Origin of the sequence: Mycolicibacterium vulneris (assembly GCF_002104765.1) — a bacterium.
GTDB lineage: Bacteria > Actinomycetota > Actinomycetes > Mycobacteriales > Mycobacteriaceae > Mycobacterium > Mycobacterium vulneris.
Genome location: NZ_NCXM01000017.1, coordinates 1 through 13,643 on the forward strand (window position 1 = coordinate 1; position 13,643 = coordinate 13,643).

Consider the following 13,643-nt stretch of genomic DNA (forward strand, 5'->3'; position numbering starts at 1 on the left):
ACCGGCGCCAACTGCGCCCGCGCCGCATACAACGCCGCGGTATACCCAGCAGGACCCGAACCAATAACGATCACGTCATGCACTGTGTCGGCGGTCATGAAAACCTTTCAAGCGATTCGTCTCTGGATCTGTGTAAACGCCAGCGTAGGTACGGCTGTTCCCGGGCGTGTTCTACCCATAGGACCACATTAGGGGCGGGGGACCTGGGTATTGGCGAGTAGTCCGGTATCGGCGGCGCTGCAGTTCGGCGATACCGCAAACACGGCCAGGATGTGCGGGCTGTCGCCCGGTATCACCAGAACGATGCCGGGGCGGGCGTTGATTTCGACCGGGCGCGCCCCCAGTATTTGCGTGGACGCGGGATAGCCGAGACCGGTGAGGCAGGAGGCGCGCCGCGCGGGGTCGTTGAGCGCGCCGTAGTCGGGGGTGCGTCCGAGCAGGCCGAAGATTTCGTTCTGCGAAAGCGGGATCTCCATCGGCGGTGTCGACACCGTGATGTGCTCGACATCGCCGGGGGTGTCCGGTGCGGGTTCGGGTGCGTGCAGGAGGGCGACGGTCCCGAAGCCGATCGCGGCGAGCACCGCGCATACGCCGGCGGCCGCCGCGATGGTGCGGGCCGGACGGATGTGTGGGCGTGCGGAATGATCGGGCGGTCCGCCCGCGTCGGCGGGCACAGGCTCCGCCGAGCGCAACGCCGCCGAAATTCGGCCGCTCACTTGGGGGGGAGGGTCGGGTGGCGCGCCCGGGTCGGTGCCGACGGCGGCAACGTCGCGGCGGACCCGATTCAAGGCATCCAGCACGTCGGCGGCGTGCGGGTCAGCGCGGACTTGGCTGCGGACGCGAGCGGCGGCCTCGTCGTCGAGAATGCCGGCCTGCAGGTCGGCGAGCAGTTCGACGGTCAGCGGTGGGTCTGATCCCGCGCTGCGGTCATCCGCCGCGTCGTTGTCCGCTGCATTCATCGGACCCAGTGTCCGTCATGCGCGCACCGATGGCCACGCACGGCCCGAGGGGGGCCGCTGGCGGTGGACGGGTCAGGCCTGGCCGGCGGCGGCGTCGGGCAGGGCGTGCGCGCCGGCGTTGAGATAGCCCAGCAGTTCGGCGAGCCGTACCCGGGCCCGAGCGCAGCGGCTCTTGATCGTGCCCTCGGCGACGCCGAGCAGGCGGGCGGTGTCGGCCACCGAGTAACCCTGCATGTCGACGGCCACCACCGCGGCGCGCTGCTCGACCGGAAGCCGCATCAAGGCGCGCTGCACCGCCATCGTGGTCTCGACCTGAGCCGTGCGATCGGCCACCGGATAGATGTCTTCCAGCGGCACGGTCGGGTGCGCCTTAGTGCGGCGCAGCCGGTCCAGGCAGGCGTTGACGACGATGCGATGCAGCCAGCTGCCGACGGCGGCGTCATGCCGGAATGCGCCGGCACCGCGGTGCGCGGACAGCATGGCGTCCTGTAGCGCGTCTTCCGCGTCCTCGGGGGTGCGGGTGGTCAGGCGGGCGAGCCGGTGCAGGTGCCGCTGATGACGGAGGAAAAGCTCGCTGAAGGCGTACCGGTCGCCGGCCACATGGGCTGCCAGCAGCTCGGCGTCACTGCGCTCCTGCTTGGTGTTTCTCCCGAAGCCCACGGCCGGACATTAACCAATTGCGTATGGCGCGGCACTTCACTCGCAACGGCTTGTGTGAGTGTGTGGAACGGCCCGGCGGATCAGGACGCGGCCTGGACCGTGATCTCCGAAAAGCCCGCTTGGCTCTTGCCGTTGGTGGAGCCCAGCGTGGAGATCCACACCAGCAGATTCGACGTCGGCGAGACGGCCTTGACCGGGATCACGTTGTGGCCGGGTTTGAGTGTGAAGGCCGGCGCCAGCACGGTGGTGTCGTTGAGGCTGGACGGGCTCGGCGAGGAGGCGGCGCGGATCTCGACCTTGGTTCCGTTGCTGGGGGTGTCGATGCTGACTTGGCCGATCACGGTGGGGCTGGGCAGCTGCAAGATCAGACCCTCGCCCTGCTTGAAGCCGGGGAAGGGAACGGCGTCGGTGTAGACCTCGGTCGCCCAGGCCGTCGAGGGATCGCCGTCGATCGCCTGCCCGGCCGTCCCCGCATTGTCCGGGTCGCCGTCGGGGGAGAAGACGGTCGCCTTGGTCGGTTTGACGACGCTGCCCGCGGCCGCGGGTGGGGCGGGCGCCGAGGCCGACGCGGACGACGACGACGAGGGGCCGTTCAGCCCAAGCTCGTCCTTATTCAGGCCCCCGCCGACGTTGCCGAAGATCTTGCTGACGATCGACGCCAGCACCAGCAGGGCGACCACTATGACGGCAAGGCCGGCGCCGACACCGATGACCACGTTGCGCCGGCGACGCGCGAAGGCCGCTTCCTCCTGACCGGGTGAGATCAGCGCCGTCGACGGCGAGGGCGAATCGTCAATCGGGCCTAGGACCTCGGTGCGGTCGGCGACCGCGGTGGCCTGCTGAAGAAGGTTTAAAAGTGTTGAGGCGCTGCGTATTCCACCGTCCTCCTGGACCGCGCGGACGGCGACCGCGGAGATTTGGAAGGGGATGTCGCGGTCGAGTGACATGGGTTCGACGGGGTTGCCCGACGAGTCGCGCTCCGCCGCCGCGAGCCCGCTGCGCACCCCGGTCTCCACGATGGGCCACCGGTTGACCAGCAAGGCGTAGAGCGCGGCGCCGATGCCGCGGATGTCGTCCTGCGGGTTGGCGTCGGGCATGGTCGCCGGGTAGGCCAGCACCACATCGCCCTCGATGCTGACCCGGACCCGGCTGGGGTGGTCGATCGACAGGGCGACGCCGGCACGGTGGGCCGCGTCCGCGGCGGCGGCCAGCGACTGCATGGCCCGCACCGCGCCCACCGGTGAGGGTGCGGTGTCCGCCACCTCCTGCAGCGAGCCACCCCGAATCCACTCGGAGACGACGAGGCCGCCGGCGCCGGTATGCACCACGTCGAGCACGCGGGCGATACCGGGTTTGTCGATGCGGCTGAGCCGCAGGGTGCGCGACAAGATCTCCTGCAGGACCTCGTCGGGCAGGGCGCCGTCCGGGTCGACGAAGGTCAGCGCCACCTGCCGGTCCAGCGCGGTATCCAGCGCCTGCCAGAACTGCAGCGGCGGGGCGCCGCCGTGAAACACCAGCAGTCGGTAGCGGCCGCCGGCGATGCGGGCGCCGGGGACCAGGTGGACGTCGTCTCCGGCGGAATCCGCGGGACGTTCGCGTGGCGCTTCGAACGGGGTCGGTGCGCGCCGGGCTTCGCCCGGGATATCGCCGTTGGCCTTTTCGGACGGGCGCGGAGCGGGCCGCTTGGGCTCGTCGGCCGGAATGTCGGGCTGGAAGTCGTCGGCGACCGGCCGCGGCAGCGGCGTACCTGAGCCTGCGCCAGGCCCAGCGCTGGGGGCTGCGCTCTCCATCGGGCGGTCGGTCACCTCCGGTCCTTTCACTAGCCGGGCTCGGTTTGCCCGCTCCGGAGGCCTGCGCCGGATCGGCTCCTGGACCGCCGCGTTTGCCCCAGGCGGGGACGAATTCCTCTGCTCAGGGTACGTGACCGGGCGCCGGTGAGACGATCGATCCTTGGCACTCGGTTTGCGCGGGCGCGGTCCGCGGCCCGTGATGCGGTACCGGAGCGCGTCCAGCGCCGCCCGCGCCTCGGGGACCTGAGCGCGCAGCATGACGGCGGCCGTGATCGGCAGCATGATCAGCCCCAGCACCAACAGGCGAAGCAGGGAACCGGCGCCGCCGTGCTCGGTGAGCCCGTCCAGCCCGAGCAGCCGGTCGATCACGTGGGCGATCAACCCGGCCAGCATCGACGCGGTCAGCGTCACCAGGATGGTGCGGACTTCGCCGACGCCGATCAGATGGCCGCCGGCCGGCAGCAGGGCGCGGCGCAGCAGGACGTAGCCGATGATGGCGCCGGCCAGGAATCCGACGCCGTTGGCCAGCCCTAGGAAACCGGCCACCAGCTTGGGGTCGCCGGTGAGGTGCGGTGCCAGCACCGAGCCCAGGATCTTGACGGCCGTGATGACCAGGATGATCACGATCGGCGTCCACGGCTGTTCGCGCGCATAGAACACGCGCAGCTGCAGCAGCACCAGCCCGTAGGGGATCAGCGTGAAGGCCGACAGCGTGATCGCGGCACCCAGGTATCCGGCGTCGACGTTCCCGAAATGGCCGTAGGCGAACAGGGCGCTGCCCATCGCGGGTCCGCCGACTGTCATGAACGCCACGATCGGGATCAGCGTGATCAACGTCAGCCGGGTGGCCAGCGACAGGTCGCCGAGCACGGCCTTGGTGTCGTCGGCGGCGGCGTTGCGGCTCAGCCGCGGCATCACCACGGTCAGCACCGTCACGCCGATCATGCCGAACGGCAGCATCAGGACCAGCCACGTGTAGTTGTAGATCGCGGGGCCGGATGCCGCCGCCGTGCTGGCGATCTGGTTGCCGACTACCAGGCCGAGCTGGCTGATCAGCACGTAGAGCACCATCGCTGCGGCCATGGTGCCGAAGCGCTTGAGCCGCTGGTCGATTCCCCACAGGGGCCGTAGGTCGACGCGCTGGCGTCGCAGCGCCACCAGCAGCAGCCCGGTTTGGGCGAACACGCCCAGCGTGGTGCCGACGGCGAGCACCAGCAGCTTGGCGTTGCCCATCCGGACGGGATCGACCGAGAGCTCGCCGGGCACCAGCGCGTAGACCCCGAGCGTGACCAACGCGACGACGTTGTTGAGGACCGGCGCCCACGCCGTGGGCCCAAACACGTTGCGGGTGTTCAGGATCGCCATGAACACCGAGGTCAGGCCGTAGGCGAGGACCTGGGGGAGCAGCAGGTAGGCGAACGCGATGGTCAGCGGCTCGTTGACCTGCGGATTGCGGCCCAGCATCAGTCGCACCAGCAGCGGGGCGGCCACCACCGACAGCACAGTGGCGAAGACCAGCAGCGCCGTCGTCAACGTGACCAGGCGCCGCACGAACGCCGCGCCGCCGTCGGGGTCGCTCTGTTCGGCGCGCGCCAGCACCGGCACGAAGATCGCGGTGAACGTCGCCTCCAGCACCAGGGCGGCCACCAGGTTGGGCAGCTGGTTGGCCACCGAAAACGCGCTGGACAACGCGGCGCCCAGGATCGCGGCCAGCAGCACCACCCGGGCGAAGCCGGTGAGCCGGCTGATCAAGGTCGCGAAGGCCATCCCCCACGACCGCGACACCAGCGCCGCGTCGGACAGCTCGGGGCGCCGACGGTCGATCTCGGCGGCAACGGGCGGCAGCGGCCCGGTCGGCGGTGAGCCCTGCATCCGGGAATGGCGCGGCGGTTCGGGCAGGCGGTGGTGTGGTTGGGCCTGCCGGTAGGTGGGGGTCATACTCGGTGCTCTTGTTCGACCGGCTGGGCGGCCTCGCCGCGCGCCTGGCCGGGTTGAACGGCGTGCCGGGCGTCGGGTGGGTCGGGGCGGTCCAGGTCGGCGCGGTCGGGCTGGCCGCGGAAGCGGTGCCACAGCCGGCGGCCGGCGAGCAGGACCAGCACCGCCGCGGCCGACAGCGTGATCGCGAACAGAATCTTGCCGTAGGCGTTGGAATGCACCGACAACCGCACCGGTTCGCCCAGCCGCAGACCGTCCGCGGTCCGCAGGGTGACGTCGACGGCGACGCGCTGGGTGAAGTTCACTTCGATCGGAATGCGCAGCGGCAGATAACCCGGCGGCAGTTCGATCTGGCCGACGTCGGTGACGTTCATGCCCGGCGGCGCGTCGACGTGCAGCCGCACCCGGATCGGGACGGCCAGCCCGTTGTGCAGCGCCAGTGGCAGCGGGCTGTGCTCGGTGGCCAGCGTGTAGGAGCCGCCCGGGTTGACGATCGTCACCGCGCCGAACAGGTCGTTGACCGTCTTACCGACCACCGCCAGGCGCTGCTGAGCCAACCCGTTGCGGGTGTCTGGCGGTTCGGACTGGCTCAGCGCGCGCAGCATGTCCTCGCGCAGCGGCGCGGTGTACTGGACGCCGGTCAGCCCGGTGCGATCGTCGGTCATCAGCGATGACGTCAAGCCCCACAGCCGGCCGATCTGCCCGGTGATGCCGGCGGTGACGTCGTCGCTGAACTGGCCGCGCGCGGACGTGTAGCTGCCGACCTCCTGCGGGGGTTCGGGGTGGGCTTGCACAGCCTGGTTGGCGTCCGCGATCACCGCCGGCAGCGGGTGCGGCACTGCCAGACCAGACCGGATGGTGGTGGTCAGCGCGGTCAGGATGACCTGGGCGTCGTCGGCCTGCAGGTTCCACGTCGTCGGCGGCATCAGGATCTGGGTTCGCGGATCGTCGCGGCGCAGCGCGTGCCAGAAGATCGAGCCCAGGGCGTCCTGGCGGCGCGCGGTTGCCGAATCGTGTCCGAGCCGAACCGTTAGGGACGAGTCCAGATAGGTCGGCACCTCGGGGTTGGTCCCGGCTCCGGCCAGCGCGGCGCCCACGGCGGGGTCGAACGGCGCGACCACGACCTGTGGGGACAACCGCCGGGGCGCGGTATCGACGGCGGTCTCCGAGGAGCCCTGCGCCTCGGCGGCCGACAGGTCGGTGGCGGCGATCGCGACGGTGTTGTCGTTCGCGCTGAGCAGCTTGACCGCGCGGCTGGTCAGCGGGCCGTCGGGCATCAACGTGGCGCCGCGGATCGATGAGATGTCGAGGATCTTGTCGATGATGCTGTTGGCGCTCGTGGTGGCGATCGCGCTCAGGCCGGGATCGTTGACGCGCTGCACGGCATCCAGGTCGGCCTGCGCGTAGGGGAGCGGGGTCACGCAGGTCCGGTGCGCGAGGGCTCGCAGGCGGTTCAGCCATTCGGTCGCGGTGGCTTGCCCGCCGCCTGGGTGGGTGGGGGTGCCGGGTAGCTGCGCCGGGCCGTCGGGGGAGTTGGACACGACATAGCCGGCGGTCATCGCGTTGACGGTGACCAGCAGATCCGGGTCGATCGCCAGACACAGCGCGCGGCCGACGGCGCCGTCGGGGTCGACGTCGTGACTGGTGGCGACTTCGGCCGAGGCCAGCAGGATGTCGAGCCGGCCGCCGCTGGCCAACGAGGTGGCCAGGTCATCGTCAACCAGCCGCACCGGGATGGTTCCGCCCGGCACGCCAGGAGCCAGCCTGGGCCGGTCGGCCAGCGGCCACACCATGGTCATCAGCACGGGCTTAGAGGTGTCGGGCGCGACGGCCGAGCCCTCGTCGTCGGCGCGGTCCGGTGGCACACCGACCACGGGCAGCAGGAAGCGCGCGTTGTCCAGCCGCGCGGGCGCGCCGTAGTCGGGCGTGCCGTTCACGTTGACCAGGACGGGATAGATGCCGGGTTTCTCCACTCCCAGGGATGGCTTGGTCAATGCGCGCAGCGGCGCCGACAGGGTGAAGCCCACCTCTTGCCCGCGCTGCAGTTCGGGCGCCACCGTGAGGAAATCCGCAGCGGCCTGATAGCCGTCGGTGTCGCCGTCCAGAGTGGTGCGCAACCCCGCGGAAGCGGTGACCGCGCCGGCGTGCTCGAGCCGGACCATGACGTCGCGGACCGGACGGTCGCCGATGTTGGTCACCATGCCGCTGACGGTCACGACGGGCGGACTGGTCGTGGTGACCACATCCGGGGTGACTTGATCGATGCGGACGCGGACAAACGGCGTCACCCCGGGCTCGCCCGCGGCGGCCCGCGGCATCACCGGCCCGGTGAGCACCGCGAATCCGGTCACGATGGCGAGCACGGCGGCGACATGCGCCAAGCCGGCCCAACGCAGACGCGGAGCTGTCACGGCCCCGGCCCGTGGCCGTTCTTCCGGCCCGCGGCCGGTTTGTCAGAATGCCGGGTCCGCGAATGGGTCTGCGGCCGGCGCCGCGGCGAGCTGGGCGGCAGCGGCGGCAGCGAGGCGGGACCGTCGCTCTGAAGCTTGTCGATCAGCTCGTCGGCCACCCGGGCCAGGCGTCGCTCGTCGGCGTAGGCCAGCCGGGACGGCAGTTCGCCCATGGGCACCCAGGCCACCTCGGCGACTTCGAGATCCTCGTCGGACAGCTCTCCGCCGGAGAAACGCATTAGATAGTGGTGCACGGTCTTGTGCACACGGCGGCCGTCGGTGACGAACCAATAGTCGATGCGGCCCAGCGCGGCCAGCACGCTGCCCCGAATGCCGGTCTCTTCGGCCACTTCTCTTATAGCGGTCTGCTCAGCGGTCTCGCCGAGTTCGATGTGCCCTTTGGGAAGCGACCACAGCATCCGACCCCGTCGGTCGATGCGTCCGATCAACGCGGCGACCTGAGACTCGCGCGGTCCGTCGAGCCCGTCGATGACCAGCCCTCCGGCCGATGTTTCGTGGACGGTGCGCAGCTGTTCGGGTCCGCGGCGAGACGCCCGCGATCGGCGCGACTTGGTGGCCTTCGAGTCCCCGGTCACTTGACCGGCGGTTTGGTTCTCGGACGAAGTCGGGGTGCCACGGCCGCGGCGACGCCCCCGGCGCCGACGTGGTTTGCCTTGTTCGCCGTCCGACACCCAAGCGATAGTAGCTGGCACGGCATGTTCTCCCGGAGATGCTCGCCGCGGGTGGGCGCGGCAGGACGCGGCGGAGGGCCTAATCATCCCGCCAGTGCCTTCGTGGGGCCAAGAGGTCCGGTCTTCGGTCAGATGGGGCCTATCGCGTGGGCGACAATAAAAGTGGGGATGAAGATCAGCAGCGAGATGGGTCCTGACAGGCTGCCAATCATCATCTCGCGGCCTACCTGGCCCATCTGCGCCGACCACCTTCGATGACGTGCGAGGCTCCTCACAGGGGCTTTTCGCCAGCGGCCGACTAGGCTGATCGAACGTGCCAGACGCCGCCCAGGATGCAGACCTGCTGACCGCCGCCGCGGTCGCCCTGAATCGGCATGCGCCCATGCTCGCCGAGCTCGGCGCCGCGTTCGACGCCGCGGGCCACGAGCTCTACCTCGTCGGCGGTTCGGTGCGGGATGCGTTGTTGGGCAGGTTGAGTCCCGACCTGGATTTCACCACCGACGCACGCCCGGAGGAGGTGCAACAAATCCTGCGGCGGTGGGCCGACAACCTGTGGGACACCGGGATCGAGTTCGGCACCGTCGGCGTCGGCAAGGGTGAGCATCGTCTCGAGATCACCACCTTTCGTGCCGACACCTACGACCAAGTGTCCCGGAATCCCGAGGTGCGCTTCGGTGATCGCCTCGAAGACGATCTGGTGCGCCGCGACTTCACGGTCAACGCGATGGCCGTGCGCATCACGCCGGCGGGGCCAGGCGACTTCCTTGATCCGCTAGGCGGTTTGGCGGCGCTGCGCGCCCGGGTCCTCGACACCCCCGCCGCGCCGGAGGTGTCCTTCGGCGACGACCCGTTGCGGATGCTGCGCGCGGCGCGGTTCGCGGCCCAGCTCGGCTTCGATGTGGCGCCGCGGGTGCGCGAGGCGATCGACCGGATGGCCCCGCAGTTGTCGCGGATCAGCGCCGAGCGGGTGGCCACCGAGCTGGACAAACTGGTGCTCGGCGACGACCCGACGGCGGGCATCGATCTGCTGGTGCAGACCGGCATGGGCGAGGTGGTGCTACCCGAGGTCGGCGGCATGCAGATGGCGATCGACGAACACCACCAACACAAGGACGTCTACCAGCACTCGCTGACCGTGCTGCGCCAGGCGATCGCCCTGGAGGACGACGGCCCGGACCTGGTGCTGCGATGGGCCGCGCTGCTGCACGACATCGGCAAGCCCGCGACGCGGCGCCACGAAGCCAACGGCGGTGTGAGCTTTCACCACCACGAGGTCGTCGGCGCCAAGATGGTCCGAAAGCGGTTGCGGGCGTTGAAATATTCCAAGCAAATGGTCGAGGACATCTCGCAGCTGGTGTACCTGCATCTGCGGTTTCACGGCTACGGCGACGGCAAGTGGACCGACTCCGCGGTCCGGCGCTACGTCACCGACGCCGGGCCGCTGCTGCCACGGCTGCACAAGCTGGTCCGGGCCGACTGCACGACCCGCAACAAGCGCCGCGCCGCGCGGTTGCAGGCCAGCTATGACCGGCTCGAGGCGCGGATCGCCGAGCTGGCCGCCCAGGAAGATCTAGCGCGGGTGCGTCCCGATTTGGACGGCAACCAGATCATGGAGCTGCTCGGCATCCCGGCCGGCCCGCAAGTCGGCGAGGCATGGCGGTTTTTGAAAGAGCTTCGGTTGGAGCGCGGCCCGCTGGACAATGACGAAGCGACCGCGGAGTTGTTGGCGTGGTGGCAGTCTCGGGGGAACGACTAGCGCCGGCCACGCGTCCGAATACGCATGGACTACTGCTTGGCTGGCGATAACGGCGCGGCCGCCTTTTGGCACGGACAACCCGACCTCGACCTCGATAGCGACGGTCGCTTCGAATCGATCGGGCTCGATTTCGACCACGACGGCCTGCGCGACGACGCACTCGCGGATCTCGACGGCGACGGCCTCGTCGACCACGCCGTGCTGGACCTCGACAATGACGGCACCCCCGAGGCGTACTTCACCGACGACGGATCCGGGACGTGGGCGGTGGCTATGGACCGGGCTGGTCAACTCCGCTGGTTCGGCCTCGACGGTGTCGAGCACACCGGCGGTCCGATGGTCGACTTCGACGGCCACGGGAGCGCCGACGCCCGCGTGGTCGACACCGATGGCAATGGGCTGGCCGACCGAGTGCTGCGCTCTGACGAAACCGGCGTGACCGGTTACGTCGACACCGACGGCGACGGCAAATGGAACGTCCGGTTGACCGACACCGACGGCGATGGTCTCGCCGACGGCGCGAGCACCTTGTAGCGGCGGGCGTTGCGACTCCGCTACCTCAGCATCCCGTTCCTCGTCGCCGAGGCCGGGGGTGATCCGTGGTCAATCGATACCAGTCTGCAGGCCGGTCGTCCGGCGCAGATTTCCGCTCTGGCCAAGGCTTTTCGTGACGCCGGGGCCAGCACTGCCGAGGCGGTTATCGCGTTCGACGCGGCCCGTCGCCGGTTCGAAGCGGCCTGGAATCACGGCAACGGCGAGCATCCGATCAACGACGCCGACGAGGTGCAGCGTGTGACGAGGTCGCTGGGTCTGCAGGCCGCGCAATTGCCGGCGATCGCCATCGATTTGGAGAACATCGCCGCCGATTTGGCCGGGGCTCAACGAAGCTCCGGGTGGTACCTGGCGGCGCTGGAGTACGACCTCGAGGACATCGACGACGAGATTTGTGAGGCCCGCGCCGACGACGATGGTTGTGGTGCCGACGGTCTGCGCGGGGACGCCGTTGCCGAAGTGAGAGCAATCGTCCTGGCGCTCCGCCAGATTCGAGATCGGTATTCGGTCGGGCTCGCGGCTGCGTCAGGCGCTCTGCGTGCTGATGGGGCTGACCCCGCGGAGATTCAAGGCGCCGACGAGTTGTCGATGCCGCCACCGGACAGCGATCCTGGACAAGTAGCACACTGGTGGGATTCGTTGAGCGCCAATCAAAAGCAGCTGCTGATCGGTCAACACCCGTACCAGCTGGGCAACCTCAACGGCATACCGGCCGACGTGCGGGACTCCGTCAACCAGGCGGCGATGAAAGATGACCTGCGCAGGATCGAAGATGTTGCCCGTCAGCACGGGATGGCTACCTCAGCGCTGCGGGACAGCGCGCTCAACAACCGGGATGCCGATGTGTTTACCCACCCCGGTGATTACGGGCTGTGCGCAACCGACATCACCCGATACCAGAACGCCGTGAAAACCAACGACTTCCTCGAGCGCGACGAAGAGCATGATGGGGTGCCAACCATGCTGTGGGCGTACGACCCGCTGGCGTTCAACGGCAAGGGCAGGGCGGCCGTCGCGATCGGCAACCCGGACAAAGCCCGCAACACGGCGGTCATCGTTCCGGGCACCAACAGCAGCGTGCAGGGAGGGTGGATGTCCGACGGGACGGACGACGCAATCAACCTCTACCAGCAGGCCGCGAGAGCTGACCCGCAGCATCCCACCGCGGTGTTGGCCTGGATGGGTTATGACGCACCCGAATTCGAGACACAATGGCAGCAGGCCGTCACCGACCCGTCGAACCTGGAACAGGTCGGCACCCCATGGCGGGCTCGGCAGGCGGGGGCGCTGCTGGCCGCCGACGTCAACGGCCTTGCCGCCACGCATGATCCTTCGACCCCCAGGCATGTGACAGTTCTCGGGCACTCCTACGGTTCCACAACCGTGGCCGATGCATTCGCCAGCGGCGGTATGCGCGCCAACGACGCCGTGCTAACCGGTTGCCCGGGAACCGATTTAGCGCGCAGCGCTGCGGCCTTCCATCTTGACGGCGGCAGGCTGTACGTGGGTGCCGCATCGACCGATGCGATCAGCTGGATCGGCGAGTCGGGCGCCGGCCTGCCCAACCGGCTGAACGCGACGCTGGACCAACCGCTGGGTCCGCTGGCCGGGCTCGGCGCGGATCCAGCCCATACGGGTTTCGGCGCGGTGCGGTTTCATGCCGAAGTCGCCGGCTCACACAGCGTCATGCCGTGGTTCACCGACCACTCGCACTACTACGACGTGGGCAGCGAGGCGCTGCACAACATAACCGGGGTCGTCACCGGGCATGGCGATCGTCTGGCCGGCGAGGGCATGCTGGCGCCCGACCGCGCCGCGGCGCGAATCGCCATTCCGCTCCAGGTGCACACTCCCTTGGGGACGGTGTCCTTGCCGCACGTAGGCATCCAGATGCCTGTCGCCGTCGATCCGGAATGGGACCGCCCGGCGCGGACCGTCACCAACGATCATGGGTTCTAGGCGCGGGTCAGCCGGGTCGGCAGTGGTGAATTGACCACTTGTGTATCGGCATTTAGCCTGATCAAAGGGACTATGCGGCGATGAAGAACCCTATCGCTTGAGACTCGGAGGAAGTGTTGGTGTTCGTCGATACGGAGCTTTTGCATTCCGGGGGAAACCAGTCACACCGCGCGGGTGGTCACGCCCAGGACGGGGCGGACCAGCTGGCGGGCGGGACCGTGGCGTCGGGGATGTTCGGTGACTTCGCCGCGGCCAACGCCTTTCACAGCGCGGTTTCGGCCGCACACGGCCAGCACGTGAAAACCCTTCAGAGGCACAGCGAGACGCTTACCGAGGTGGGCACGAAAGCGCACAGCGCGGCCAACGGGTTCACCAACATGGATAAGAACAACGCCACCGAAATGCAGTCGCTGCGACCGACTTCCGGTCCTTCAACGCAGAACGTCTAAGAAATGCCGGTTTCCGAGGACCCGCCTTCGCATCCGGGTGCGGGGCCGCATGTTGGTCCGCCGGTAGGACGGTGGGCACCGGGCTATCCCGCGCCGCAGGCGCCACGCTCTCGGATGTGGCAGGCGATCGCACTGGGTGCCATGGTTCTGGCTTTGGTCGCGACGGTGGTTGCCGTGGTTGCCCTGGTTGCGGCGACGTCGCGCTCGCCGGGTTCGAGTGCGGCGCCTACCACGGCCGCGCCTACCTACTCCGCCGCCGAAGTGTCTGCGGCGCAGCAGAAGCTGTGTGCCGCGTACAAGCTCGCGGCGCAAGCTGTGCAGATCGATACGAACGGCGACAATCCCGCGTTTGAGGCATCGCTACTGTGAACGCGGCGCTAATGCTTGAACAGGCAGTGAGTACTTCTCCCGGGCTCTCGTCTGGCGATCGAGCTGCTGCGC

11 protein-coding genes are annotated in these 13,643 nt (G+C 69.1%); 5 read left to right on the forward strand and 6 right to left on the reverse strand.

Going from position 1 to position 13,643, the window contains the following annotated elements; all coding sequences use genetic code 11:
- The 6 genes from B8W69_RS29980 to B8W69_RS17010 all read right to left on the reverse strand — a co-directional run.
- The coding region (locus tag B8W69_RS29980; RefSeq protein ID WP_133058010.1) for an FAD-dependent oxidoreductase at positions 1–98 on the reverse strand (98 nt) is incomplete at its 3' end.
- A 90-nt stretch (positions 99–188) separates the two neighbouring features.
- Positions 189–959 (reverse strand): RsmA family anti-sigma factor, encoded by a 771-nt coding sequence (locus tag B8W69_RS16990; protein WP_085290981.1) that lies wholly within the window; start codon positions 957–959, stop codon positions 189–191.
- Positions 960–1,031: 72 nt separating this feature from the next.
- Entirely contained in the window at positions 1,032–1,619 is a 588-nt protein-coding gene (gene sigM, locus B8W69_RS16995; RefSeq protein WP_085290982.1) for an RNA polymerase sigma factor SigM, read from the reverse strand.
- An 80-nt stretch (positions 1,620–1,699) separates the two neighbouring features.
- Positions 1,700–5,281, reverse strand: a complete 3,582-nt coding sequence (locus B8W69_RS17000; RefSeq protein WP_085291081.1) for a murein biosynthesis integral membrane protein MurJ — start codon at positions 5,279–5,281, stop codon at positions 1,700–1,702.
- Positions 5,282–5,343: 62 nt separating this feature from the next.
- Positions 5,344–7,755: a hypothetical protein gene (locus tag B8W69_RS17005; protein ID WP_085290983.1), complete on the reverse strand. Its 2,412-nt coding sequence runs from the start codon at positions 7,753–7,755 to the stop codon at positions 5,344–5,346.
- Positions 7,752–8,486, reverse strand: a complete 735-nt coding sequence (locus B8W69_RS17010) for an NUDIX hydrolase (RefSeq protein WP_085290984.1) — start codon at positions 8,484–8,486, stop codon at positions 7,752–7,754. Before B8W69_RS17010 ends, B8W69_RS17005 begins: the two co-directional genes overlap by 4 nt.
- A 313-nt stretch (positions 8,487–8,799) precedes the next feature.
- Between B8W69_RS17010 and B8W69_RS17015 the strand changes: the two genes are divergently transcribed.
- The 5 genes from B8W69_RS17015 to B8W69_RS32260 all read left to right on the forward strand — a co-directional run bounded on the left by B8W69_RS17015 (position 8,800) and on the right by B8W69_RS32260 (position 13,571).
- Entirely contained in the window at positions 8,800–10,242 is a 1,443-nt protein-coding gene (locus B8W69_RS17015) for a CCA tRNA nucleotidyltransferase (RefSeq protein ID WP_085290985.1), read from the forward strand.
- 24 nt (positions 10,243–10,266) lie between these two features.
- The gene (locus B8W69_RS17020; RefSeq protein ID WP_085290986.1) at positions 10,267–10,776 is read left to right on the forward strand and encodes a pullulanase; all 510 of its coding nucleotides are present in this window, start codon (positions 10,267–10,269) and stop codon (positions 10,774–10,776) included.
- Between the two features lie 9 nt (positions 10,777–10,785).
- A complete protein-coding gene (locus B8W69_RS17025) occupies positions 10,786–12,753 on the forward strand; it encodes a putative alpha/beta hydrolase (protein ID WP_085290987.1) in 1,968 nt (655 codons plus the stop codon).
- A gap of 113 nt (positions 12,754–12,866) precedes the next feature.
- The gene (locus B8W69_RS17030; protein ID WP_181447426.1) at positions 12,867–13,202 is read left to right on the forward strand and encodes a DUF2563 family protein; all 336 of its coding nucleotides are present in this window, start codon (positions 12,867–12,869) and stop codon (positions 13,200–13,202) included.
- A gap of 114 nt (positions 13,203–13,316) precedes the next feature.
- A complete protein-coding gene (locus B8W69_RS32260) occupies positions 13,317–13,571 on the forward strand; it encodes a hypothetical protein (protein ID WP_110881972.1) in 255 nt (84 codons plus the stop codon).
- Positions 13,572–13,643 lie beyond the last annotated feature (72 nt).